Below are 26,016 nucleotides of genomic sequence, written 5' to 3'. Positions count from 1 at the left end.
TGTGCTGTATTTGTGCATTACGCCCATTAAGATTAGCATCGCCATAGTCGCTGATGGATGAGTTTCGTAACTTTTTTAATACAGGGATCTTGTGGTCAACCAAGATTTACCTCATTTCGTATATATAAAATATAGTGGAGCTAGATTTTTGGTAGCTATCAGAAAAGTTACAAGTATTATGAAAAAGACAGTTGTGATCCTTGAGGACGATACAGATATTAGAGAAATAATAGAATATATTTTGCGAAAAGAAGGGATGAAAGTGAAGAGTTATAATAAGGCTAAGAGTTTTTGGGCGGAGGAACACAGCGACGCCAGTTTATTCTTGCTGGATATCCGTCTGCCCGACGGTAACGGATTAGAAATATGTTGCGACCTTCGATCTCGACAAGAGACGGCAGGTATCCCTATTGTTATGATGTCCGCTCATACCGATCGCATTCTTAATAGCGATTGTATACCCGCCGATTTTATTAGAAAGCCGTTTGAAATCGACGATCTGGTGAGTCGAATAAAGCACCTTATACGTTAACCAGGATCATTATGCAGCCAAATCTACAGCGAGTGCCGGTAAATATAATGCTATTTTCTCACGGCCATAGAGATCAGTATGCCCGATAAAGAGATTAAGTTTAAGGTCGGCTTTACTTACCTTGAACTGGAAGAGAAGGAAGTATCGAAAGGGAAAGTAAGATACCGGATACGATTATCGGAGAAAAAAGGTAACGATGTCCTTACCTTGGAAGCAAACATCATGTTACATCATGTAAAGCAACTACATCTATTTACCGGAAATATACTGCAAGAAAGGCAAGAGGAGATTAGCACACAGGAGCGGTTAGTAGCCCGACGAATGGAACGGCTTGAACAGCTCTATCGTGAATCGGAAAGCCTAGGTTTTTTCACACTGGAAACCATTGAGCAATTAAGTGCATTGGGTATTCCGGTTATTTCCTTCTTGGCGGCAGAACTGAGAATGTCCGCTCAAGAGCTTAAAGATTACTTGGCACTGAATAACCTGCCTTTCATTTTTTTTAAAAATTTATACCAAAAAGGAAAAGAAATTATTGATTCCAATATATGAGACCAATGACAAGCCAAAATCACGCTATATGTTTCCTAATGGTGTCCACGAAATCCGTAATATTGAATGGCTTGCATATAAAATCGTCAGCGATAAATTCACCGGCCTTCGCTAAATTATAATGCGCAGACATCATGATAACGGGAATATGGCGAGTCCGACTATCCTGTTTTAACTGATTACATATATCCATTCCGTTACCATCGGGTAACTTGACGTCGAGTAGAAAAAGGTCGGCATCCATGTCCGATATCTCATTTAAAAATGCGGTGGCACTGGCGTAGCTCTGTACTTCGAAGCGCTCTCTAAGTAAGATCAAAGCGATAACCCGACGGATATCCGGATCATCTTCCAGCACCATAATTTTGGTTCCCATATATGCCAATTCTGTTTTAGATCTATTAGCAACTCAATCGTACATCTGCAATAGGCGACCGCATTGCCATAAGCCTATTTTGAATCCCAAATATATGCATCCTTTTTAGCGCGACAATAATATATGGTGCTTTTTTTCAGAATCAAACTATAGATAAAATTTATCAAGAAATCGAATATTATTCAGTTTTGACTATTAGCGGCATTTAGCGTATAATAGCACTCATTTCAAAAAATTATTAATCTTGTCATTTAAGGGATACATTTGTATACTAAAGATGACGTTATGACTAAGATACAATCGCAAAAAAAATTAAAGCATGAGCAGGTACAGTATATCGAGTTTCTCTCAACTGATATTAATCGAGCCAAAAAATTTTACACAGATAGTTTCCGTTGGAAATTACGGATTACGGGCCGGGATACACCGCTTTCGAAGGCGACTATGTTGATGGCGGCTTTACTTCCGGCGAGCCAATTAACGGAAGTATTTTAATCGTTCTTTATTCGGAAGATATTGAAACAAGCAAGCGTAAGGTGATAAGTGCCGGAGATGTTCTTGTGAAGGATATCTTTAACTTTCCAGGGGGTAAGCGCTTTCATTTCACGGACCCCGATGGTTACGAGCTAGCGGTGTGGTCAGAATAATCCTATTTAAGCGAGTTTGTTCGAAAATCTGCGTATCATTCGTTTTCTCAATGTATCACTTTTTATTATAAAAGGTTTTTAAGGCGAAGATATTGCAGTAATATAATCGTTTTGCCGTCCTTAATTTCGCCGGTTTCCATCATACGGAGGGCATCGTCAAAAAAGAGTTCCAATACTTCAATGTTTTCTCCTTCGTGTTCCAAGCCACCTCCAGCTGTGATTTTCATTTCATTCGTGTATTCTGCTATAAAAAAAGATAGCATCTCCGTTACGGAGCCTGGCGACATGTAAGCCTCCAATACTTTGGTGATATTTGTAACCTTATAGCCCGTTTCCTCTTCCGTTTCTCGGCGTATACAATCTATTGCATTATCCTTATCCAATAAACCTGCACAGGCTTCAATTAACATGCCGGTTTCGTTGCCGTTTATAAAGGTTGGTAATCGAAACTGCCGAGTTAGAATGATCGTTTTTTGCTCTCTATTATAGAGTAAAATGGTGGCACCATTTCCTCTATCGTAAGCTTCTCTTGTCTGAACCTGTTTTTTCCCGTCGCCTTTTAGGTACTCGTAGGTAATTTTCTTCAAAATATACCAATTATCAGACAAGATTTCTGTCTTTAGGATTTTCACATTACTCTGCATCGGGAACATCTTCGATATGATAGTAGATCTTTAATCCTCTTTCTTTTGCAATTCGCACATCTTCATCTGCGCCTTTGGATGCCCCTTCTATCCGAAGTACGGCATCACATTTTTCAAGTAGGCGATGAGCCACCGGATATTGCACCTCCTCCCATGCTTCGTCGCCCGGTTTTGTAGAGCCTGCAAGATGGATAAGAGGGAGTGCGACCCATTCGCCAATGATAGGAACATGGCCTTTTCTAAAGAGTGGTAAAGCGACCGATTCAAGTTTATTTAAATTTTGCCGCATTAAGTTTACATCATCGTTAGTTCCGCTTCGGTAAGGACCTGCAATAAGTATGAACATAGTTTTTTATTTTGTTACAAAAAAACTGAACGGACGTAAGAAAAAAAATAATGTAGTTTAAGAAATCCTTTTTGTTCTTTTATTTCTTCGCAGCATACTCAAAAATTCCGGTGTGATACCTAGGTAGGAAGCAATCTGCTTTTGTTTAACCTATTTTACTATCTCGGGATACTTGCTTAAGAAAAGATTATATCGTTCATTAGCCGGGAGCGAGAGGTTTTGAATAACGCGAAGCTGTTCTCTGATGTATGCATTCTGCATTATTATTCTGAAAAACCTTTCGAACTTTGGAATTTTGATGTACAATTTATCCAGATCGGCTTTTAACAATTGCAGCACAACGCTATCTTCTATTGCTTCAATATTGAGCATGGCGGGCTGTTCATTTACGAAACAAAACATATCGGTAACCCACCAATCTGTGATAGCAAACATAATGGTTGATTCTTTCCCAGTTTTATCTCTGTAGTATGCTCGCAAAGCACCCGATTTAACGAAGCTGATCTCTTTACATACCTGCCCGTCTTTTAAGATCATGGCTCTTTTGGAAACTTTCTTTTCTTTCAGGAGCGAGGTAAAGTAGGAAATTTCATCCGTATCCAGTGAAATGTGTTTGTTTATGTTTTTCAAGACTACATCGTAGGCCATGGGCGCGTCTCTTAAAATGAAAGCACAATATCTAAATTATTTTTCATTGTTCTCAAGAAAACCTAAAGTTAGTAAGGTTCCAAACGATCTTTGTAACAGTGCTTCAGGGATGATATCGATTTCGTATTGATGGTATCTGATGGTAATTTCTTCGGAAGTATGATTCAGGTAATGACGGAATAGTAAGCGTATCGGTGATTATGTGGTCCGATCTAATGGAATCGGACCACATGAAATAAGTCCGCAGGGTCCTATTTTTTTGTTTTTGCTGAGGCTACGGCTTCGCGAAGTGACTTACCGGGTCTAAATTTAGGGACCTTGGTAGCCTTTATTTTAATGACGGCTCCAGTGTTGGGGTTACGTCCACTACGGGCGGCACGCTGGCCCACTGTAAAGGTTCCGAAGCCTATCAACGACACGCTCTCGCCTTTTTTCAAGGTTGTAGTAACCGAATTAGTGATACTGCTCAGCGCTTTTTCTGCCTGAACTTTTGTAATGCCCGCATCTGCGGCAATCTTTGTGATAAGATCAGCTTTGTTCATTGTAATAGAGTTAAGTTTACAAATCGGCAAACCAATAGACCTAATACCCATTGGTTTTATATGCCATAAATATAACTTTTTTATCTACTGTCTCCAAAAGATATATTAGCGAGCGAGCGTCTTTTGTTGAATTATCTATGATATTTTCAATATTATGCAGGTTGTTGATACGCATTATCGAAATTTTGAAACGCATTGCCTTTGTGGATAAAATCGATTTTCCTTTTTTTGTATAAACCCATTATAAATGATTCACATGCGCAGCTGCCTAATTATTAGCCTCCTCTTAGTCTATTATACAAACACGTTGTTGGCTCAAACACCAACCGTAAACCGCCAAAAATTCGACAAAAAAGCCGGCGCGGATTTAAACTACCGCAATGATATATTGGAAATAAAATGGCCTGCCGGGGATAACCGCTATGGCCAGGTTGAACTTAATATGCAAGCAGGGAAACCCTTGTTCAGTCGTATTTTGCTGACGAAAGGCAAAGTGAGCAAACTTATCTCATCGAATCTGGATCCATCTTTTCTTCTGACTATCGGTAAACGGGATTTAGTCTCGCAGAATGGCTGGAATATCTTTTTTGATAAAGTTCCCCAAAAGCCTTATAACACGCATGAAGTAAAACTAGAAAAATCCGACGCGACGGTGGAAACCATCGGTAGTCGCACCGTAGTAAAAATCTCTTCGCTTAAGGCCGATCGCTTTAGCGGCGACCTTGAGATTACTTTTTATAATGGCAGCCCGCTTTTTAATGTTGCCGCTGTCATGTCTACAAATGCAGATTCTTCTGCCATTGTTTATGACGCCGGTTTGGTAAGTCGTGAGCCGGAATGGAAAAGTATATCCTGGATTAACACAGCGGATAGCCTGCAAACTACGGATATGATTGCTACGGATACTTCCAAAAACGTGGCGGTTAAATATCGCAGCATTGCCGCAAAGGGAAAAGAGGGTATTTTGACGCTGTTTCCTGCTCCACATCAATACTTTTATCCATTGGATGAGGCCTTCAACTTGAAATTTACCTGGTATGGAAACAACTATCGGAAAATGGTTGATGGATATGGCATCGGAATCCGACAAGACCTACAGGGAGATAAGCGATTTGTTCCCTGGTTCAATGCTCCTCCGGGGACCAAACAGCGCCTGAACTTTTTTTGCATGTTGAGTACGGAAGATGAAGACAATGCCTTCGCTGCCATAAAAAAATTCACGCACAATGATGCCTATGTAAAACTTCCCGGATATAAAACCATGTCCAGCCATTTTCATAATGAATTCATCATGAATGTTGTACTGGCAAACAAACCCATTCCGGAAGTCCCTGACTTTGTCACCGTGTTTAAACGAATGGGAGTTGACATGGTGCACTTAGCAGAGTTTCACTATACCGCGCACCCTAAAGGACCTGATGAACAACGGTTAAAAGAGCTGCATGCTCTTTTTGAACAATGTAAACGCTTATCAGATGATCGCTTTCTTCTGCTCCCTGGCGAAGAGCCCAATGAGTTCTTTGGAGGCCACTGGCTTGCTCTCTTCCCCAAACCGGTTTATTGGATTATGTCTCGTGAAAACGGAGCGGCCTATTCAGAAAACCACCCTTCCTATGGGAAAATATACCATATTGGAGACAAGAAAGACATGTTGAAGCTTCTCGAGCAAGAGCAGGGCCTTGCATGGACCGCTCATGCACGCACTAAAGGTTCGGTAAACACACCCGATCTTTATAAAAATGAGGACTTTTTTAAATCGGATCGCTTTATGGGTGCCGCCTGGAAGCCTATGCCCGCCGATTTATCTTCGCCAAGATTAGGCAAACGCGTGCTGGATTTAATGGATGATATGAATAACTGGGGCTTAAAAAAAACCGTTATTGCTGAAGCCGATCTTTTTACGATAACGCCCGAAAACGAAATGTATGCTCACATGAATGTGAATTATTTGATGCTCGACTCGCTACCTAAGTTTACCGATAGTTGGGATCCCATACTCAACAGTATGCAAAAGGGCCGATTTTTCACTACAACCGGCGAGGTATTGATGCCACGCTTAACCATCAACGATAAACATTCGGGTGAAACTATAACGCTCGATAATTCAGGAATGGCCACCATTGAACTGGCACTAAATTGGACTTTCCCCATGAATTTTGTAGAAGTTATCTCCGGCGATGGACAGCAGGTATACCGGGAAAGGATCGACTTAACTAAAACAGAAGCCTTTGGTTCGCAGGTGCTCCGGTTTAAGACCAAGCTTGAGAAACGCGCATGGGTACGCCTTGAAGCTTGGGATGTTGCCGCTAATGGAGCCTTTAGCCAGTCGTTTTACATAGCGGAGTAATCCGGTAAATGACGGCAGTTTCATCGGGCGCTCCCTATAAATTTATAGTTAAAACTCACTCGCCGTAAGCCTTTCTGTCCGATGAGCAGAACGCATTTTCTAAAGAACGGGAGATTATTACCTGTGTAGACATCTTTACTTAACAGCTCTCCATCGTCGATTGCTCCTGACCGGTATTGCTTGCCCATTGGCAATGCAGTTGGCATCATCCCCTCTTTCCATTTTGAAACTTTCTTTTTTTACTCATCACACTAAAGAAAAAAATGCGGTACGTAAATCCAAGTTCCCCTTATTATCGTAAGTCTCTTTAAACAATTGCAAACGCTAAATAAATTATCTATGAATGATTATTATTTAAAGGAAAAAGAAACTTTGTATAGTACAGAGAACTTAACTACTTCGTCATTAAAAAGACGTTCCTTTTTGAAATATGCCGGCGCCAGTATGGCCGTTACAGCAATAGCCGTTACAGGCTGTAACAAAGACGATGATGACTTCCCGGGAATGGATGAAGGTGTGTATTTGGGAAAAGGAGATATTGCCATTTTAAACTATGCTTATGCATTAGAACAATTAGAGGCAGCTTTTTATACGAAGGTTGCGGAAACACCTTATAGTGGTATTTCGGAGCTGGAAAAAAATTTACTGACCGACATCCGCGACCATGAAATTGCGCATCGCGAGTTTTTCAAAGCGGCTTTGCAAGCGAACGCTATTCAGGATTTAGAAGTTGATTTTTCATCCATTAACTTTGGCAGTAGGGATAGTGTACTGGCCACAGCGAAAGTGTTCGAAGACCTGGGTGTATCGGCTTACAATGGAGCAGGACAATTGATTGAGAAAGGAGAATATTTACTATTGGCAGGCAAAATCGTCTCGGTGGAGGCAAGGCACGCTGCCTTAATTCGTGATCTAATTCAAAACGGAAGTTTTGCAGGTAGCGATGTAGTGGATATGAATGGGCTTGAAAAATCGTTAAGCCCGACAAAGGTATTAACAGCTGCCGCCCCTTTTATTAAAACAAAAATAAACGCAAGAGATTTACCCACTTATTAACTTGACTATTATGAATCTTTTTGAAATAATTAAGCAAATTGAAAATGTGGATGCTGAAATCCACGAGCGATTGAATCCACGTCGGGCCGCGATCAGAGCCCTCAGCACTTTCAGTGCAAAGGTAGCATTGGCGGGTATACCGCTGGCAGTGAGTACCATGTTTAAAAAAGCATATGGACAAACAATTCCACAGAAAATAGTAGACGTTCTAAATTTTGCCTTAACCCTTGAGTATTTAGAAGCCGAATTTTACACGAAGGGCCTTGCTGCCGGCGGATTAATCCCTAATGCAACGGCCAGAGGTGCTATAACGGTTATCAAAGACCATGAAGACCAGCATGTAGCATTTCTTAAAAGCGCGTTAGGGTCAGCCGCAGTGTCAAAACCGACATTCGATTTTACTGCCGGTGGTGCGTTTTCCGATGTGTTTACAAATTATGATACATTTCTCGCTGTTGCCAACGCCTTCGAGGATACGGGTGTAAGGGCTTATAAGGGTCAAGCAGGTAATTTAATGGAAAACGATGATATTCTTCGTTACGCTTTAAATATACATTCGGTGGAGGCCAGGCATGCATCGCATATCAGACAAATGCGCAGAGCGAGAGGGGGTGCTGCAGCAAATCTCAAGCCATGGATCACCGGGGCTAACGACACAGGCGTTGGTGCGGTGGATCCGATTTATGCGGGCGAAGACAATAAAGTACAGGCAGGTGCCGATATTACGACATTGAATGGTGTGGGAGGAAAAATCAGTATAAACGCTGCAACGGAAGCTTTTGACGAAGCTCTTTCAAAAGAAGCGGTGCTTCAAATTGCCGGGCTTTTTATTGTGAATTAACCTTAAACAAAGGGGATGTTATGTGTAGAGGGGGAAGTGTCCAAAAGGGCACTTCTTCTTTCTTTTACTTCAGTGCTTTTTCATAATTTCAATATCGAAAAAGTCATGATCGTTCATTAGCGCCCGAAGGTTGGAACTGCTTATTTATTCAACGGTCTCCTGTGGAAAAAATTGAAATAGACGGACAAAATTGCGACTAGGCCAAAACATACGCCTGTTGTTATATCTATGAATTCAGCATTTGTACTGCGATCGAAAAGTTTGTCGCACACATACTTAATAAATGAATTGGGCAAGTTACGTTCGCCCAACTTATCCTTCACCTGCCATTGCCAATCTGTTATGGGACAATAGCCAAATCCGAACCAGAACCCTAACACCAACCATGAGCATGCCGTTAAACACACCATATAAAAGTGAAGTTTCCGCGTTACTTCCCATATCCAACCGAAGAGATTAAAAACTATTATTAAGATGTGGATGATTGTAAAAAGCAGATCAAGTAGATGGAACAGATTACTTGCATAAGCAGGAAGGCGTTGAAGTGCCCTTGAACTGCAAAGCCCCCAAAAAGTCAGACGCTTTATGGGGGACTTTATCACACTATTTTTTCTCTGCAATTTTTTGGATATGATCTAAGTGCGTGCGCAGCACGGGGAGTGTTTTATCAATAAACTGCTTCATCTCCGGATCCTGCACCCTGTTGGAAGCTTCTTCAAAAAGTGTCACATCTTTTTTGTGATCCGCCAACATTTCTTCCACATAAGCTTTATCGAAATCGGCACCTGTCTTTGCGGAGATTTCCTGCATCTTCTTTTGCTTCTCCTCTGCAGGCGCTGCGGGAAGCGCAATGTTCTTCTTTGCAGCGAGCGCCTTTAACTCTTCATTGGCTTTTGAATGATCTTTCACCATCATAGCCCCAAACTCCTTAACTTTTGCGTCCGACGCCTTCTGCTCGGCTAGTTTCCCCAATTCTACCTCAGCAAGACCACCGCTTGCCGCTTCGGTAGCAAATTTCGCATCCTCTGTTTGCGCGGCAGTTGTATCGGTGGACATTGTCGACGTGTCTGCCATGGATTCGTTAATACTGTCGGCGGTTTCTTTTGCATCCTTGTTGGAAGCATTACCGCAACTACTAAGGGCCAGTATAATACAGGCCGCCCATAAAATTAACCTATTTTTCATAAGATAGCTATATGTTTACACTAGAACAGTGTGTACAGGGAAAATGTTCTGGATTTTTTACTAGTTTTGATACGGGATTTCAAAGAAAAAAGTTGCACCCTGTCCCGGAACGCTTTCTACGCCTAGTATGCCATTATGTTTTTTAATAATTTCGGAGACAATATATAGACCGAGTCCAATGCCTGATATATTGTCGTTTCCCTTATTAGTTACCCGAAAAAAACGATTAAATATTTTTGACTGGTCTTCAGCCGCAATACCAACTCCGTAATCTTGTACACTTACTTTGACGCCGTAGCCTAGATCTATCGCTTTTATATGTACTGCCTTACCTTCAGGAGAATACTTAACCGCATTTGAAATTAAATTAGTCAGCACTTGATTGATCCGATTTTTATCTGCGATCAGGTACGGAATCTTCTCTTTATGAAAAATCAGTTTGTGATCGATACTGATGGGCTGTAAATCTTGAATACAGTCATCGATCAATTCATTCAAGTCTATATCGCCTAGTTGCAGCATCAAGTGCCCGCCGGAAATATTAGAAGTATCAAGCAACAGGTACACAAGGTTTGTTAACCGATCTACCTGCTTGCTTAGTTTATTGATAAAAGAAGCAGGTGTATCGTCTGTCGTACTTTTTTTTAATAACTGAGTATAAGCCTTTATACTAGTAAGCGGTGTCTTTAATTCATGGCTAGCCACACCTATAAAATCGTCTTTCATTTTCTCGACTGCTTTTTGTCTGGTAACATCGACTGACACTACCACCGCAGACTCCGGCTTCCCATCCGAATTAAAAATTGGTGATACGTGATTATTGACCCAAATCAAGGATCCATTTTTACAAATTAGTCTTTTCTCAATCTCATAAGGAGTACCCTCTGCTACCATTCTACTGAAGAGAAGATTATTGCGTTCCAAATCTTCAGGATACATCAAATCAAGCACCGTTAATTTCATCATTTCTGAAGGACTATAACCCAGCATTTTGCAAAACTGATCATTTGTAAAAACAACTTCGCCTCGAAAATTCAGCCGAAGGATTCCCACGATGCTTTGATTAACGATTGCCCGATAACTCTCTTCCGATTTTCGCAGCGCCTCCTCTGCCCGTAGTCTTTCATATCGATTCCAAAAGCGATTTGCCAATTCGTTGCCCAGTTTAATTTCAGTATCTAGCCATTTACGGGGTTTACTATCGTACAGATTAACCATACACAGCCACCGGCCGTTACGGATCAGCGGAATGCTGATGAAAGAGGCAATACCGCGCATGGCATATCGTTCAAAGCCGGGATGGGCTGAGCCTTTTAAATCTTCTACAATAAAGTTTTTGCCTGCTCGCATGGCCTGTTCCCAACCAGGCGAAATATAGTCTGCAATAGCATACACACCTTTTATCGAATGAAAGCCCTTTCTATGCCACTCATGTACAACGGTTGCCTGTTGCTCTGACTGGTCAATTTCTGCAAATGCACAAAAGCCGAGGTTTAAGTAATTCCCCAATCTTTCACAAAAGATTGTAAGGGCTACCTCCGCACTATCGGCGCGGGAAAGTTGCTCTCCCATACCGGCAAGCTCGGCCAAATCCAAATCTTCACGCCTTTGAGCGGTGATATCTTTAAAAAGGATGGCCACCTGATTGTCTGCCGGTTCTCCCACTCGAAAGGCGTATACGTCGTAAATGCGATCCAATTGACTTGCGACCATTTGGAAGCGCTCCGGTTTGCCGGTCAATGCGATGCGACCATAGACTTCAAACCACAGGTTTTCATGCAATGGAGCGATATCCCGCATTCGTCGCCCTTCAGCATCGACAATTCCTGTCAGTTGCTCGAATGGTTCATTAACTTCTATGAATCGATAGTCGACCGGACGCTCTTGGCGATCAAAAATCACTTCAATTATGCAAAAGCCCTCATCTATGGAATTAAAAAGATTATAGTAGGTTTCGTCCGATAATTTGAACCGCCTTTGGGTTGATAAGCTACTTGATGTAGCGTTGCCACGACGCACAGATGAGTGCCCCTGCCTACTTCGGTCTTCAGATTTGCCGTATGTGCCATGCTCCGTTTTCTCTTTATCTTCCATATAAGTATAGCCGGTAATTTTCAGGTAGAGCCCTCAAAATTAACTCGTAGCTAAATGTTCTTATACAACAATTCAAGCAAGCTAATGTTCTTTTGTCCTCAACTAAATAAACTTAAAGACGAAATTGACGGAGGCCTTCATGAGGCTTCGGATTTAGCCATAAATGTTTCCGGCACAACGAAATTTAATAGGCTCACCTAGGCGTTTCGTCCGCTATTTGTGCATTTCGTAGAAAATAAAAGGAAGAACGAATCACCGAAACTATTTTTGACTGTTAACATTTTTCAATATGGATAAAAAGACGAAAAATATTGCCCGGATCATTGCTATCGCTATGATCATCGCCGTACTCTATACGGAGTCCTCTTGCCAATCCGGCCTTAGTAAGAATCATTTTGACAACAATGACACCCATACCCTAGACGGTTCTTTTACTGATAAATATTGGGTGCTCACTGATTTTAAAGCCGAGCCGGGGATCGATTGGGATATAGATGGCGAAATCGAGACGGATATTTTGGCAAAGCTTGATCCCTGTGATAAAGACGATGCCATTATATTCCGTAACGACAATAAAATATACCGACATCTTGGGAGTGACAAATGTGACGAAGAGGAGGAGGTCGAAAAAGAAAACGGCACCTGGAAATATATGCCTTCCACGAAAGAACTGACGATGACCGATGATCAACAAAAGGCACGGGTTTATGTTGTGGCCGCAACGAATGCGAACACCCTGGTACTTCGCCATTATTTAGATGGCAGTGACGGACGACATCTTCTAACCGCTACGTATAAAATCAAATAATCAGACTTTTGACATTGGGAAGGTAATTCCTTCCCACGCTCAATTCCACCCCGTTATCCAATACGATAAAGGTTCTATGAATATCTTTATACAGCTCACGCACATGAGCCAAGTTGATAATTACCGACCGATGTATACGAAGAAACAGAGCAGGATCAAAGTGTTGAAGAATGGCGCCTATGCCAACGGAACTTATGTAAGTGTTAGCAGTAGTATATATCTCGGTATAGTCGCGATCAGCCTTCATGTAAACAATATCTACGACTCGGAGATTCACAAAGCGCCTTCTACTTTCTACCATCACATGGTCGGGATATTTTCCGTTACGCGATGAAAAATGCGAGACAAGATTTGGAAGGAGCTTAGGTATCGGTCCGATTCTGGTTATGGCGTCGTTGAACCGATCTTTGGTATAGGGTTTTAATAAATAGTCGATAGCATTTATCTCAAAGGCTTGGATAGCATATTGATCAAACGCCGTTGTAAAAATAACCTTCGGCACATGTTCCACCCGTTGCAGAACTTCAAAGCCATTTAATCCAGGCATTTGGATGTCCAGGAAAACCAGTTCCGGTTCCAACATATTAATATATTTTACCGCTTCGATACCATTATGGCATTCGCCCGCTAGCGAAAATCCGGCATGTTCTTTTAGGTATTGCTTAATGAGCAGCCTCGCATGCTCTTCGTCATCGACGATCAAAACAGATTGTTTGGACATAAAACCTAATGTATTATGTTAACATCAAATTTAGCATAATTTTCTACAAGCGGTAGCATCGTCTGTTTAATAACAAATGTGACCGACAAATCATATTTCCGATTTATTCTTAAATTGTACAATGATTTTTATTACAAGCGAAATGCAACGTAATCCATCCATATCCAATGCAACACGTCAGGAAATCCTGCTTTTTGTTTCATGTTTCCTTATAATGAGCATCCTTTATGCAACCCCAAGTCTCATAAATACCAGTGTGACAGCTCGCTATATCAAGGAATTATTAGTCGACTGTCTGTTTATGGCTATAGCCTGTTTACCTGTATGGTGGCTACATTTCCGAAGGCTAGCTCATTGGTCGTTAAAAAAAAGATTTTTCCTTCACCTATTTAGTGCGGTTTTGTATTATAGTATCTGGATGTTGTTATATCAGCTCTATAATCCGTTGGATGGAAAGCTACCTATGACCAATCAGCAGATATTGCAGAATTTAGGTCCGAATTTACTTTTTTATATCCAAGTATTCAGCATCCTCCACATGTATCATTTTTTCCGCGAGCGGGAAATGCAAGTCCGTCTTGAAAAGGAATTACGAGAACTTGCCTATCGCGGCGAGATTAACGCCTTGAAAGCGCAGATACAACCTCATTTCCTATTCAACACATTAAGCAGTATAAGCGCTTCACTGCCTCCGGAACAGGAAAAAACCAGGGTATTGATAGCTCGCTTAGCCGACACTTTTAGGTATGCACTGCTATCAACGAAAGAAGCATTTGTGCCACTTGCAAACGAGCTTAGTTTTATGGAAAAGTACCTTTCGCTCGAAAAAGTGCGATTTGGCAAACGTCTTCAGTACCGGATAAACATAGCCCCCAACGTTCCTCAAATACAGATCCCTCCAATGTTGTTGCAGCCGCTGGTTGAGAATGCTGTAAAACATGGCATTGAACCGGCATTGGAGGGAGGAGAGATAGAGATCTCGTGTATAGTAAAGAGCAAAAAGGTTTGGATTAAGGTAAATAATACCGGCAGTGCATACCCCGGATCCCTCGAACAACTCTTTCAGCGTAAGGGTGTTGGTATTTCAAACACAGCCAAAAGACTGGAGCGACATTATGGCGAAGAGCTAGCTGTTTCTCGTAACATTTCGCAAGGATTATGCTTTGAATTTTGCATTCCAATCCCGACTAACCAATAAAGATTTACTCCGCTTCAGTTATTTTCTGATTCTGTTAGTAGATTTCTCATGAACACGTTGAACAACCGCCTCAGCCAGTGCTGCCGGCTCTAAAACAGCAGAGGGATTATTATCCCTGATCACAGCCAATGGCATTTGAGGGAATTGCGAAGAAATGGGACTCTGACTCATGACCAGACCGCATCGTTTTTCAACGGCAACGGCCCCTTTCAAGCCGTCATTGCCCCCACCTGATAAAATAATAGCAATGGCGCGTTCTCGAAACGTTTCGGCAAGAGAAAGAAGAAAGATGTCAACGGCCCTGTTAATGTCTGATTCCTTTGGCCGCGGCCTTTTCAACAGCTTTCCGTCAGCACATTCCAAATAACTATCTTCGGTAATAACATATATATTTCCCGATGCGAGCTGCACATCCTCCTTCACTGCGATAACTCGATAAGGCGTATAACGTGCTAAAATAGCACTCAAATTACTGACATACCCACGCGATAAATGAGTGATAGCAACAAAGGCAATATGAAGAAAGGGCATTGATTCAAAAAAGGTCTGCATGGCCTGTATCCCTCCACTCGATCCGCCTATTCCTACAAGAAAGAAATCATTTGCTTCTGTCTTCATAACAGCATAGAACTCTCGTGTTTATCGCTTCTATGGAAAAGCGGGCTATCGGAACACGATGTTAGTAATCGCTAAGTACAAAGGACTTATATCCAAGCGTGCTCGTCCGTTTGCCCTTCTATTTCCCAAGGTTCCTTTTTTAACTTAGACTTAATGGCTTCTGTCAACTCGCTTTTCATATGGTTGAAATGTTCAATTTGATCTACCGCCTGCTTTCGAAAACCTTGCGCCAGGTTTTTCATTGAATTAGCTGATTTTTCTCTTGTATATTCACCTTTATCGGGTGCAAATAATATCCCAATAGCTATTCCAGCTCCCAAACCTGCTAAAAATGTAATTACTCTTCCAACGTCGTTCATATTTCTTGTATTATCAGCTCATTAAACTTGCGATGTTTTTTATAAGACAATATTCAGAAGCAAAAGTTTGGTTATTACCTCAACAACTCGCATATCGTCTTTAGAAGACAATATAAGAATTTACAAGCATGCAAGAAAAAAACAAGCAATCAACTGCGGAAAGGTTATTCAAGATCCGTTACAAATATTAGCCAGCTTAGCTTTGAAAAAAAAGTATGGTGTAAGAGACAATAATTTTAGGATCTGCTCGTTTTATTGTTTCGATAATTACTATAAATATACGCGGCATTTGGGGGAGCTAGGTCCAATGCAAAAGCAAAGATACCTATCCCCCAAATGACTGCACCAAAGAGCTTTGAACATCGACCTTCATTAGCAACCACCACATCATCCAAATAAAGAAAATTCATTAGGACATCAATCAGATCCGCTTTATTTCTATGATTAAGCCTCCAATCTTTCCATTATCTCTTTTGTATCTTTATAACGACTGGTATCGTACAGTACCCATTCGTGATTGCCACTAATCAGTGCTTTTATCGACTGGATGTAACGAGTTAGCTCACGATCCATTTCTTCACCAAATGAAGGAAGAGTACGTTCCAATTCCTGCAAGCGCATTAGATCAGCATCATGTATATGCAGGGATTCCCTTATTGCTTCTTTAAAGGATAACTTCTTTTCTTTTGCCAGGATGATCACTATATTTTCTGCTCCCTCTTTGTTGAGTTCTTTGCCCAGGGAATGAATATCATTAGCCCAGCTAGCCGTTCTAACTGCCATCAGCAGCATTTGTTGGACCACAGGATGCTGGTAGACATAGAAAGGAAAACTAAACTTGCTTGCCAAGGAGAGCAAGCAGCAACACACATTACCACCGGAAAAATAAGGCCTCATTTTCATATAATCCGCTAGACTTAGCCCCTTCTCCGTTTTAATCAGCTCCGCTTCCATTTGCCAAGACTTGAGCATTTTTAACATCTCTTCCACAAACCATCGCTGCCAATCTTGATCCGTATGTTGCTTTATTTGCTGCCAAAGATCACTAAAGCAAGCACCAAGGTTATTGCCGATACGCATCGGTACCGTTTTATGATGAATAAGAATGTCGATTACGTCATCCTTCAGGGATGTTAAAATTTTTTCGTTATGATTGCTTGGATTTACCATCATATCATCAGCAATGAAAAACAAAGCCGTCCAGCATCCTACCAGATACAAACCGGTTTTATCGGCGAAGGGAAAGGTTCTGGCAGCCCACCAAATATATTTTTCTTCTCTATAACGCTGAACCGATTCTTCCGTAGAAAGAAGTCCAAAGCTACTAATCCAGTTGAAAATTTCATCATGGGTTTCTTCGACAAAAGGCGAAATGCCAAAGGAGAATGGATAACGAATTTGACGAAAAATTTTTTCCATTTTGTTTTGTGTTTAGTATAATATCCAACAAGATTTTATTTTCGGAATGTCAATAACATTATTTATTTTTAAGCTTACTTGCAATCTGCCAATTATCGAACGACAGATGATAAAAAGAGAGCAACCTACGGATCACATTTTCAATCAAAATGTCCGGACAGGATGCACCACTTGTTAAATGTATTACCACGGAATCCGATGGCAAATAGTCTTTAGTCAGCTTTAATTGCTGATGGTGAATATCCCAATGTTCTATCGCTGTCTTTGACAGCAAGCTTTCACTGGCGGAAATAAAATAAGTAGGCAGCTTTGCCTCGCATAATTCTACAAGATGAGATGTGTTAGAGCTGTTATACCCACCTACTACAATTGCCAGATCGGCATCCAGCGACAACATTTCTGTTACGGCACTTTGGTTGTCATGCGTAGCATAACAGAGGGTATCCCGCATATTCGCAAAGTGATCGGCTATATGATCATTTGTCAATTGGTAATGTTCTACCATGGTCTGTTGCAAAAAATCAGCTATTTGCTGTGTTTCGTTAGCAAGTAAAGTAGTTTGATTTACTACACCGATTCTCTTTAGATCTTGCGTGACGTGAAAGCCTTTGGAATACCGTCCTTCAAATAGACTATAAAAGTCAGCCGAGGGCCTTCGATTCCTGATGAAGTCGGCTAATAGTTCTGCTTCCTTTAGGTCTTTAATAACCATCGAAGCACCGACGCTTCTACTGTGCGAAAAAGTAGCTCTCGTTTCTTCATGGTCGGGTTTTCCATGCACAATCACGGTATAACCTCTATCAGCTATTTGAGATACTCTTGTCCACACCTTTTCGACAAATGGACACTTACTTCGGTAATATATCCGGTTGATTTTCTTCCGCTTTAGCATCTGCCCTACTTCCACTGTTGTGCCAAAGGCTGGTATAATGACTACATCCGCAGGCGTTATCTCCTCCCATGGAATAAGCTGTCTGCCATAGGTATCCATAATAAATTTAACGCCATTTTCCTGAAGGGCTTGGTTTACGTGCGGGTTATGGATAATCTCGCTCAATAGATAAATCCGCTTATGTGGATTTTCTTGTATGGCAGTATATGCAGTTTCAATGGCGTTCTCCACACCATAACAAAAACCGAAGTGACGAGCCAGATTAATCCGAACTTTTCCAAAATCAAGGATAGAAGGGCTGAAATCCTTTTTTAGATGATCACGCTCCTGCCTGCTTTTCTTAATAGCCGTAACCATCTCACTTTTATACGCGGTTGGAATATCAAAGACTTTCATGTTTGACCAGCTTTTGTATCATCCGTTCCTGTTGAAGCATTTCTTTTACAACCGCTTTGATTCCATCTTTATCAAAGCCACATTCCTTATGCAATTCTGTTACTTTACCGTGTTCGACAATACAATCGGGAACGCCTAATATCCGTACGTCGGCGTGATAATTATTAATTGCCATAAATTCCAATACCGCACTTCCCAGCCCACCGATTATTGTACCATCCTCAACGGTAATCAGCTGTCGGTAATGCTGAAAAACATGGTGCAAAAGATGCTCGTCGATCGGCTTCACAAATCGCATATCGAACAGTGCCACATTCACTCCATCCGCCTCCAATTCTTCACAGGCCTCCAGGGCGAAGTTCCCAGGGTGACCAAAGGAAAGAATGGCAAGATCCCGCCCTTCACGAATTTTCCGACCGGTGCCGATCTTTATTTTTCGGAATGGGGTTCTCCAATTAGGCATTACTCCCTTTCCCCTCGGGTATCTGATCATAAAAGGCTGTGTGAGTCCGGAAAGTTGCGCAGTATACATCAGGTTTCGCAATTCAGATTCGTTCATGGGAGCGCTGATAATTAGGCCCGGTAAGCATCGTGAATAGGAAATATCGTATATGCCATGATGGGTAGCGCCATCTTCCCCTACCAGTCCTCCTCTATCAAGGCAGAAAATAACCGGTAGCTGTTGCAACACGACGTCATGCACGAGCTGATCATAGCCTCTTTGCATGAAGGATGAGTAAATATTACAGAATACCGTCATTCCCTGCGTAGCTAGTCCAGCAGCTAAAGTTACCGCGTGTTGTTCACATATGCCTACGTCAAAGGTTCGTTCGGGCATCTTCTCCATCATAAATTTGAGAGAAGAACCGGACAGCATGGCAGGCGTAATACCTACAATTTTATCATTGCGCTCGGCGAGTTCGACCACGCTATGTCCAAACACATCTTGGTATTTGGGAGGTTGCGGTCCATCAATGATCGCTTTCTGTATCTTCCCCGTGACCTTATCAAAAAGTCCGGGAAAATGCCATAATGTTTTTTCCTGTTCTGCCGGTGCATAACCTTTACCCTTGGTTGTAATTACATGGAGTAATTTAGGGCCCGGAATATGGCGCATGTACTGCAATGTTTCCACTAATTTCAATACATCATGTCCGTCCAGTGGCCCAAAATAGCGCAAATTTAATGCCTCAAAAAAATTTGCTTGCTCGGATAGCATGCTCTTGATTCCTGACTTTGTTCTATGCAGCAGCTCTTTAGATCGTTCCCCGACCAGTGGTAACTTCGTGATTGTTTTTCCTACATTTTTACGGAACTTGTTATAAGTTCCGGTTAAGGTCAGGTGTGTCAGATAGTCTTTTAAGGCGCCCACATTCTGATCAATGGACATGCAATTATCATTTAGAATAACGATTAAGTTGGTATCTGACGCACCGGCATGATTGAGCGCTTCGAAAGCCATACCTGCCGTCATGGCACCGTCACCTATCACCGCAATGTGCTGCTTATCGTGCTGTCCACTAAGTTTGGCAGCGAGCGCCATACCGAGGGCGGCAGAAATAGACGTCGAAGAATGGCCTGTTCCAAATGCATCGTATACACTTTCCTCTCTGCGTGGAAAGCCACTGATGCCCTTATGTTTGCGATTGGTATGAAAAGTGTCACGTCTCCCCGTTAGGATTTTATGACCATAAGCTTGATGCCCTACATCCCAAATTAGCTGATCGTAGGGCGTATTCATAACATAATGCAGGGCAGCCGTTAGCTCAACCGTACCTAAACTGGCTCCGAAATGTCCTCCGTGCCTGCTTACAGTTTCGATTATGAATTCCCTTAGTTCGTCACATAACTGGGGAAGTTGCGACCTTTTCAACTTTTTAAGATCGGTGGGATTATTGATCTGGTCGAGCAAAGACAACTTGGTTTTCTTCATAACGGCGTACAATTTGACGGTGATTATATAATCGTAGATTTACCTATTTAAGACTGTCTTACTAATAAGGAATTCGCCAATTCCATCAGCTTTTCCTTTTTATCAGCTTTTCCTTTTTAAAAACAGGCACATCAATCTCTTCTAGATTACCGAAGGCAATTGCTGTATATGACTCGATCGCTTTGGTGGCCCATTGATCTACCTCCAATGCTTTATAACTGTTTATAACGGCTTGGACTTTATCTTGTCCCGTTTGTAAGAAAGCTTCCTTTAACATTATTTTCTGTTTGAAGTCGGCCACTTCAAAAGCTTTGACCAGCAACACCGTTTTTTTGTTTTCCAAGATATCGCCCCCTACCTGTTTCCCGGTCCGGGCAGTCAAACCAAAGGTATCCAGATAGTCATCCTGTATCTGAAAAGCAATACCAATGTTCTTGCCGAATTCATACAAACTGATCTGTTGTTGCTCATTCGCACCACCCATAATAGCTCCGCACTGAGCTGCACAGCCCAACAGTACCGATGTCTTCCTTGTGATCATTTCCAGGTAATCGGCATAATGTACAGCGTCCATTTCCATCTTTTCTAAATCGATATCCATCTGCTGTCCCTCGCAAACCTGTTTGGCCGTTTCTGAAAACAATTCGACAATATGCGTTCGGTGAATTAAGTCCACTTTGTTGAGTAACAAATAGCAATAGATAAATAAGGTATCGCCGGCGAGGATGGCTGTACCTTCGTCATATTTTGTATGTAAGGTAGGGCGACCTCTGCGCAGGGGGGATCGATCCATGATATCATCATGAATGAGCGTAAAATTATGAAAGAGGTCGATTGCATGCGCTATTCTATAACTATCGGATCGAATAGGAGTAAATAATTCATTGGCCATCAAGCAGAGAGCGGGCCTTATCCTCTTACCGGGTAAATCCAAAAAATAATTGATAGATCCGTAAAGATTTGAGGGGGTAAGCGGGAACACTAACGAATCTCTTTTTTGCTGATAGAGGTCAGATATTGCTGAAAAAGAATGCATGGTATCTCATAATTTAGTGAAGAAAACCGACTCTCACGGAATTTACGGCCAATCAGAAATTATAATCCGTTTATTCTAAATTAACTAATTTTGCAGGAAGAATAAATGTTCAACTTGTTCAGTTTTTCTTTATTAAGAATCTAACACCAACAAAGTCGCTAACAAACAACGTGTTAAAAACACCACACAAACTTGCTTTACCAACAAATAAAAAATTACCCAATTAATTTCGAACGGTTGCGCGTTAAATTAATATAATATCAATATTAACTATAGCTTTCGATCATAACTAATACCGTACGGAAGACGCCTATTTACGATTGGTAACTTGGGTACTTTCGGCCAAACCATAGACAGTTCAACTGACAGCAGCATCAGATATCTCTAATTAATTAAGCGATCTTAGGATAAGCTCGAGACTAGAGATTTCCATAAGAGGCCCGTACACATATCCTACACGAATTAATAAGTTAATTAGTCATTCACAAAAAGGGCTTTACTTGTTCGTAGCTTTCTTTTTTGAGAGAAAGAACTCGTTGTTTGCTTTAACGACAAAAAAGCCGCCCGCAGTAGCCCAAAACCATTCTTGCATTGGATTTCAGAAAACCGAACATCTCTTGTAGGCTTTGGATTACCTACTTTTTAAGCAAACAATAGTATGGTGGTTATGTATTTTTAAATAAGTAAACGGTTTATGAAAGTGGAGTGGAGTAAATTGGTCCGACAGTTTACACTAGCAGGTCCTGAAAGCGACATAACTAATCAGCTTCGCTTGGCTTTAGAAAGTTCGGCACTAGTCGCACCGATTGATGATGTTTTGGTCTTCAGTTATACATTTGATATAAGTGAAACTTGTCGAGAAGCAACCGTATATTATTAACCTGAAGCTTTTGAAAAATGTTATTTTTATAAGTCCCAACGGTAGAGGTATGCAATTGCAGCTGTGCGGCAATATCGCTTAATCGAAGACCTTTGACCATCAGTTTACAAACCTCTAATTCGCGGTTAGACAATAATTCAAATGGATTACTTTGTATCGATTTACCTTTTTTGAGCCGGCTTTCCCAAATCATATCTTTTATCGCCGTACTGATATATTGCTTACCAGCCGACACGTTGCCGATCGCTTTTCTAAGTTCTTGGTCATTTGCCGTTTTTTGTATAAATCCATGTGCTCCCTGATCTAGATATCGCAGGGCATACAGATGTTCGTCAAAAGCGGTAAACATTAATACTTTAAGATAAGGCTTTTTTGTTCTCAACAGGGAAATCATATCAAGACCTTTGCCTCCCGGGATTTCGATATCCAAAATGGCCAAATCAATTGGATAGTGGTCAATCAGCTCAGTCGCTTTGCCCCATGTTTCGGCTTCGTGAATAACGGGATTTCCGAACATTTCCTTAATAATAAAAAGGACACCTAACCGGATAACACTGTGATCATCGACTAACAAGATATTCATTTTTATTCGTTATCGTTAAAACAATACTTACTTTAATTTATTGGTTTAGGTTGACCGGATCAGTAGTTTAACGAATAATAACTATATAATAATGCGTTGACTTATGTTGGCGTAGTTTATCTGTTGTGACGGTTAAACGAATGAATAGATGCCGTATTTTTTGCGATTCGATACACCTTGATGATGAACTTTCATTTGCTTTTGCTTGAACCTCGTTCTTCACTTGTAGAGGGATATATCAGGTGTTTTTTTTTCCGCGTTCTAATTAGAGCTCCAATACAGTAAATTCCGTCCTTCTATTCAGTTGATGTTCTGCTTCTGAGCACTTGATGCCATTAACACAACGGTTCAACAACTTACTTTCACCGTATCCCTTGGCAATCATCCTATCTCTAGCAATTCCTCGGCTGACTAAATAGTCGACAGCAGCCTGTGCACGTTTTTGAGAAAGCGTCATATTATATTTATCCCTTCCTCTGCTATCTGTGTGGGATGAGAGCTCTATTTTTAGGGTCGGATTGTCTTTCATGATTTTTACGAGTCCGTCCAAAATAACCGCGGCATCTTTACGGATATTAAATTTATCAAAATCATAATAGATATTATCCAACCGGAAAGTCTTCCCTTGTTTTAACTGATCTAGGTATAAAGCAACTTTCACCGTATCGCCTGGATTTAATCCATTGGTATTAGTAAATGCCGAATCGGCAATGTAGCCAACTTTTTCGCCTAATACTTGATAAGCCTGCTCTACATCCACTTCAAATTCAAATCGACCTGCCGATTCGCTCGTTTTCTTAGCCAATAAGGTACCTTGTTCATCAAGCAAACTAACGTTTGCGTCAGCTAAAGATTCTTCGGTCTCCTTGTCGTAAGTTACTCCGGCAAGCAGCACCGTAAATTTCGGTTTTAAATAAGTAAAAGAATATATATCATCACTACCCAAGCCTCCTTTTCTATTTGAAGACATAAAACCCGCCTCGGTGAGATTGGTAATATCGTTAACCGTGTAGGCAAAATCATCAGCAGGAGAATTAACAGGAAAACGCATATTAACCGCCTTAGACCAAGTTTCTTTAGCTCCCATTGCGGTAAAAACATCTAGATTCCCCATACCTGGCCAACCATTACTTGAGAAATACAGAACACCTTCCTTTGTTATACTGGGAAACATTTCGTCCCCGGTACTGTTAATCATCGGACCCGCATTCTTAGGTTCACCCCATTCACCGTTCAACAAGCGCTCACTATACCATATATCAGTTCCGCCTTGTCCTCCCGGCATATCCGAGACGAAATATAATGTTTCACCATCTTGACTCAAGGCAGCATGGCCCACCGAGTATTCGTTTACCCGATTGTAGGCAAAAGGAGTCTCGTTCCAGGTACCATTATCATTTGTGTAAATATATAGTTCCAAGTTTTTGGTACGGTATCTTTTTCTATCCTCTTTCTCCTTTTGTACCTCTTTACCGGGATGAGTACGCGTTACATAAAGTGTCGTTCCTTCTTTATTAGACGCCACGGGCCCCACATGATAAGGTTCATTGTTAAATGACGCCTCTGCAATGTTTGATTCCTTCAGGATGTTTCCTTCGTTATGCTTCGCGCTATAAACTCTTAAAAAAGGATTACCCGTCCATCCGTAAACATTCTTGAACATAATAGCATCAGGTTCCCCAACATAATAAACTTTATCTCCAACGGTATATCCTCCAAATTCTGCCAAGGCTGTGTTTACAGAAGACTCGTTTCTTAACTTATGCGTAGTCGGTTGCTGCATCCAAACAATGGCAGAATCGCATCCTTTTATTTGCAAATCAATTTCGCTTGTGCTACCGGATTTATTCGCATATTCCTGAAAGACCTTTTTTGCCTCGGCATATTTTGCATTAGCCTTTAACACTTCAGCATATCGTAATTTGTTAATCGGATTGCTTGTGCTATCTTCCAATACACGGACATACCAATTCTCCGCCATTCCGTAATTATTCATCTTCCTATAGCAATCCGCCAAATTTTCCAAATCACTTTGCCTCGGTTTTTTACTATCTACCAAGCGCTCGTATAACTGGGCGGCCTTCGCAAATTGGTATTCATTATACAGTTGATTTGCCCGATCGCGCAGCGTAGGTTGTTCTTGTGCTTGTACCCCCGATCCTAAAAGGATGAGCACTAATAAATAGGGATATATGTATAATTTCTTCATTGGATTCTGCTTTAGCTGATTAATTCATTACCTGGCCTAAAAGAATCGTGGACTTATGAGTCTATAACCACTTTGAGGAAAGGTTAAACCAATAGTGACCTCATGTGTCCCGTTTTGCACAGAGCTCAAACGGCTTAATATGTGGTCGTATGAATAACCGATTCGCAAGCGTTCGGTGACGTAAAACTGCGCCACACCTGTAATTGCATTAGAGCTTCTCAGATTCTGCTGTCCGTTAGCGTATGATTTACCCATTTTCAATCCCATTCGGTATCCTGCTCCCAACCACACTCGTTCCCCGAAGATAAACATGGCATTCAAATCAACATTTGTGGGTCCCTTAAAATCCTCCATAACCATTACACTTGGTCGGAGTTTCATATCTTCTGATAGATCAAACAGGGCTCCTCCAATCAAATACATATGGCGTTTACGCTTTAAGTTGGAAGTGGCATTCGCATCCCAACGGAAAATATTATTGGATTGATCACCGGAAAGCAGATCCATCATGGAGACACCTAAATACCAACGAGGGTTATAATAGTAAACGCCAAAACGTATGTCCGGAATAGTACTATTGATTTTTCCCGGTGGAATTGTTGGATCGCCCGGATAGGTTGTTCTCAGTTCATTTCCATCCAGTCCGTATTGTGTAATACCTGCCCCGATTCCAAAACTTAGCCTTTGGGTATCTTCAGCATCTAAGCGCAAACGATAAGCATAATTGGCATAGACGGAAGTAGCACTTTGTGCCCCCAATTTATCTGCAGTAACTTGCAAACCTACGCCTGTATTCTTATTCATCCCCAGCACGCCGTCTATTGATGCCTGTCCCGTTTTTGGCGCACCATCAATACCAGTCCACTGACTACGCAAAGCCATTTGCGCAAACCATTCCTCTTTGTAACCGGCATAAGCGGGGTTTACACTCAGTGAGTTAAAAATGTATTGCGTGAATTGGATATTTTGCTGAGCCTTGACCTCTCCCAAACCGAGCGCCAATGTCAGTACGATGACTAATCTCTTTATATTATGCTTATCCATAGCGTTTTATTTTCATTCGAATCCTTTGCTTTATGAAGCAATGTGGTTTGTAAGGCCTTGTCCAAAAGGTTTTCCATTTTCTTTTTGGACAATCCTTACAACCTATGTCC

27 protein-coding genes are annotated in these 26,016 nt (G+C 41.3%); 8 read left to right on the top strand and 19 right to left on the bottom strand.

What is annotated here, in order from left to right:
* Positions 1 to 178 precede the first annotated feature (178 nt).
* The gene (locus ACH11B_RS10835) at positions 179 to 532 is read left to right on the top strand and encodes a response regulator transcription factor (protein WP_377613408.1); all 354 of its coding nucleotides are present in this window, start codon (positions 179 to 181) and stop codon (positions 530 to 532) included.
* Between the two features lie 78 nt (positions 533 to 610).
* The gene (locus ACH11B_RS10830; protein ID WP_377613407.1) at positions 611 to 1,084 is read left to right on the top strand and encodes a hypothetical protein; all 474 of its coding nucleotides are present in this window, start codon (positions 611 to 613) and stop codon (positions 1,082 to 1,084) included.
* A 19-nt stretch (positions 1,085 to 1,103) separates the two neighbouring features.
* Here the strand turns inward: ACH11B_RS10830 and ACH11B_RS10825 are convergent, their stop codons facing one another.
* The gene (locus ACH11B_RS10825; protein WP_130856263.1) at positions 1,104 to 1,460 is read right to left on the bottom strand and encodes a response regulator transcription factor; all 357 of its coding nucleotides are present in this window, start codon (positions 1,458 to 1,460) and stop codon (positions 1,104 to 1,106) included.
* A gap of 395 nt (positions 1,461 to 1,855) precedes the next feature.
* Here ACH11B_RS10825 and ACH11B_RS10820 point away from each other — a divergent pair, with 395 nt between their 5' ends.
* The gene (locus ACH11B_RS10820) at positions 1,856 to 2,107 is read left to right on the top strand and encodes a VOC family protein (RefSeq protein ID WP_377613406.1); all 252 of its coding nucleotides are present in this window, start codon (positions 1,856 to 1,858) and stop codon (positions 2,105 to 2,107) included.
* A gap of 65 nt (positions 2,108 to 2,172) precedes the next feature.
* On the opposite strand, the gene nudK is transcribed toward ACH11B_RS10820, so the two are convergent.
* From nudK to ACH11B_RS10800, 4 genes are all read right to left on the bottom strand, one after another.
* Positions 2,173 to 2,751 (bottom strand): GDP-mannose pyrophosphatase NudK, encoded by a 579-nt coding sequence (gene nudK / locus ACH11B_RS10815; RefSeq protein ID WP_377613405.1) that lies wholly within the window; start codon positions 2,749 to 2,751, stop codon positions 2,173 to 2,175.
* Complete coding sequence (locus tag ACH11B_RS10810) at positions 2,741 to 3,097, bottom strand: DUF4406 domain-containing protein (protein ID WP_130856261.1); 357 nt, start codon at positions 3,095 to 3,097, stop codon at positions 2,741 to 2,743. Before ACH11B_RS10810 ends, nudK begins: the two co-directional genes overlap by 11 nt.
* Positions 3,098 to 3,247: 150 nt before the next feature.
* On the bottom strand, positions 3,248 to 3,745 hold the full coding sequence (locus tag ACH11B_RS10805) for a Crp/Fnr family transcriptional regulator (protein ID WP_377613404.1): 498 nt from the start codon (positions 3,743 to 3,745) through the stop codon (positions 3,248 to 3,250).
* Positions 3,746 to 3,996: 251 nt separating this feature from the next.
* A complete protein-coding gene (locus ACH11B_RS10800) occupies positions 3,997 to 4,287 on the bottom strand; it encodes an HU family DNA-binding protein (RefSeq protein WP_041387273.1) in 291 nt (96 codons plus the stop codon).
* Positions 4,288 to 4,534: 247 nt separating this feature from the next.
* Between ACH11B_RS10800 and ACH11B_RS10795 the strand changes: the two genes are divergently transcribed.
* Positions 4,535 to 6,634, top strand: a complete 2,100-nt coding sequence (locus ACH11B_RS10795) for a hypothetical protein (RefSeq protein ID WP_377613402.1) — start codon at positions 4,535 to 4,537, stop codon at positions 6,632 to 6,634.
* Between the two features lie 20 nt (positions 6,635 to 6,654).
* Here the strand turns inward: ACH11B_RS10795 and ACH11B_RS10790 are convergent, their stop codons facing one another.
* Entirely contained in the window at positions 6,655 to 6,843 is a 189-nt protein-coding gene (locus ACH11B_RS10790; RefSeq protein WP_377613401.1) for a hypothetical protein, read from the bottom strand.
* A gap of 130 nt (positions 6,844 to 6,973) precedes the next feature.
* Between ACH11B_RS10790 and ACH11B_RS10785 the strand changes: the two genes are divergently transcribed.
* Positions 6,974 to 7,690: a ferritin-like domain-containing protein gene (locus ACH11B_RS10785; protein ID WP_377613400.1), complete on the top strand. Its 717-nt coding sequence runs from the start codon at positions 6,974 to 6,976 to the stop codon at positions 7,688 to 7,690.
* Between the two features lie 10 nt (positions 7,691 to 7,700).
* Entirely contained in the window at positions 7,701 to 8,531 is an 831-nt protein-coding gene (locus tag ACH11B_RS10780) for a ferritin-like domain-containing protein (RefSeq protein ID WP_130856258.1), read from the top strand.
* A gap of 140 nt (positions 8,532 to 8,671) precedes the next feature.
* On the opposite strand, the gene ACH11B_RS10775 is transcribed toward ACH11B_RS10780, so the two are convergent.
* The 3 genes from ACH11B_RS10775 to ACH11B_RS10765 are packed head-to-tail and all read right to left on the bottom strand — an operon-like array spanning position 8,672 to position 11,810.
* Positions 8,672 to 9,133: a DUF2784 domain-containing protein gene (locus tag ACH11B_RS10775; protein WP_377613441.1), complete on the bottom strand. Its 462-nt coding sequence runs from the start codon at positions 9,131 to 9,133 to the stop codon at positions 8,672 to 8,674.
* A 1-nt stretch (position 9,134) separates the two neighbouring features.
* On the bottom strand, positions 9,135 to 9,716 hold the full coding sequence (locus ACH11B_RS10770) for a DUF4142 domain-containing protein (RefSeq protein ID WP_377613399.1): 582 nt from the start codon (positions 9,714 to 9,716) through the stop codon (positions 9,135 to 9,137).
* Between the two features lie 60 nt (positions 9,717 to 9,776).
* On the bottom strand, positions 9,777 to 11,810 hold the full coding sequence (locus ACH11B_RS10765) for a PAS domain S-box protein (RefSeq protein WP_377613398.1): 2,034 nt from the start codon (positions 11,808 to 11,810) through the stop codon (positions 9,777 to 9,779).
* A gap of 289 nt (positions 11,811 to 12,099) precedes the next feature.
* Between ACH11B_RS10765 and ACH11B_RS10760 the strand changes: the two genes are divergently transcribed.
* Positions 12,100 to 12,618, top strand: coding sequence for a lipocalin family protein (locus tag ACH11B_RS10760; protein ID WP_377613397.1), 519 nt, complete (start codon positions 12,100 to 12,102; stop codon positions 12,616 to 12,618).
* On the opposite strand, the gene ACH11B_RS10755 is transcribed toward ACH11B_RS10760, so the two are convergent.
* Entirely contained in the window at positions 12,611 to 13,339 is a 729-nt protein-coding gene (locus ACH11B_RS10755; protein WP_130856253.1) for a LytTR family DNA-binding domain-containing protein, read from the bottom strand. The genes ACH11B_RS10760 and ACH11B_RS10755 overlap by 8 nt on opposite strands.
* Positions 13,340 to 13,460: 121 nt before the next feature.
* Here ACH11B_RS10755 and ACH11B_RS10750 point away from each other — a divergent pair, with 121 nt between their 5' ends.
* Complete coding sequence (locus ACH11B_RS10750; protein ID WP_377613396.1) at positions 13,461 to 14,537, top strand: sensor histidine kinase; 1,077 nt, start codon at positions 13,461 to 13,463, stop codon at positions 14,535 to 14,537.
* Positions 14,538 to 14,555: 18 nt separating this feature from the next.
* On the opposite strand, the gene ACH11B_RS10745 is transcribed toward ACH11B_RS10750, so the two are convergent.
* The 9 genes from ACH11B_RS10745 to ACH11B_RS10705 all read right to left on the bottom strand — a co-directional run bounded on the left by ACH11B_RS10745 (position 14,556) and on the right by ACH11B_RS10705 (position 25,906).
* On the bottom strand, positions 14,556 to 15,155 hold the full coding sequence (locus ACH11B_RS10745) for a chemotaxis protein CheB (RefSeq protein WP_377613395.1): 600 nt from the start codon (positions 15,153 to 15,155) through the stop codon (positions 14,556 to 14,558).
* 86 nt (positions 15,156 to 15,241) lie between these two features.
* Positions 15,242 to 15,514 carry a YtxH domain-containing protein gene (locus ACH11B_RS10740; RefSeq protein WP_130856251.1) on the bottom strand — a complete coding sequence of 91 codons (273 nt, stop codon included), beginning with the start codon at positions 15,512 to 15,514 and terminating at the stop codon, positions 15,242 to 15,244.
* A 444-nt stretch (positions 15,515 to 15,958) separates the two neighbouring features.
* A complete protein-coding gene (locus ACH11B_RS10735; RefSeq protein WP_377613394.1) occupies positions 15,959 to 16,933 on the bottom strand; it encodes a hypothetical protein in 975 nt (324 codons plus the stop codon).
* Between the two features lie 58 nt (positions 16,934 to 16,991).
* Entirely contained in the window at positions 16,992 to 18,221 is a 1,230-nt protein-coding gene (locus tag ACH11B_RS10730; protein WP_377613393.1) for a 4-hydroxy-3-methylbut-2-enyl diphosphate reductase, read from the bottom strand.
* Positions 18,208 to 20,154, bottom strand: coding sequence for a 1-deoxy-D-xylulose-5-phosphate synthase (dxs, locus tag ACH11B_RS10725; RefSeq protein ID WP_377613392.1), 1,947 nt, complete (start codon positions 20,152 to 20,154; stop codon positions 18,208 to 18,210). Before dxs ends, ACH11B_RS10730 begins: the two co-directional genes overlap by 14 nt.
* An 85-nt stretch (positions 20,155 to 20,239) precedes the next feature.
* Positions 20,240 to 21,190, bottom strand: coding sequence for a polyprenyl synthetase family protein (locus ACH11B_RS10720; RefSeq protein ID WP_377613391.1), 951 nt, complete (start codon positions 21,188 to 21,190; stop codon positions 20,240 to 20,242).
* 824 nt (positions 21,191 to 22,014) lie between these two features.
* A complete protein-coding gene (locus ACH11B_RS10715; protein ID WP_377613390.1) occupies positions 22,015 to 22,653 on the bottom strand; it encodes a response regulator in 639 nt (212 codons plus the stop codon).
* 265 nt (positions 22,654 to 22,918) lie between these two features.
* Positions 22,919 to 24,862, bottom strand: coding sequence for an OmpA family protein (locus ACH11B_RS10710; protein WP_377613389.1), 1,944 nt, complete (start codon positions 24,860 to 24,862; stop codon positions 22,919 to 22,921).
* A gap of 36 nt (positions 24,863 to 24,898) precedes the next feature.
* Entirely contained in the window at positions 24,899 to 25,906 is a 1,008-nt protein-coding gene (locus ACH11B_RS10705; RefSeq protein WP_377613388.1) for a type IX secretion system membrane protein PorP/SprF, read from the bottom strand.
* Positions 25,907 to 26,016 lie beyond the last annotated feature (110 nt).

This window comes from Olivibacter sp. EAT-5, from assembly GCF_044784325.1.
In the GTDB taxonomy this organism is placed as follows: Bacteria; Bacteroidota; Bacteroidia; order Sphingobacteriales; family Sphingobacteriaceae; genus Olivibacter; species Olivibacter oleidegradans.
Note: the sequence above shows the minus strand (reverse complement) of the source record. Positions and strands in the feature narration are given on the sequence as shown.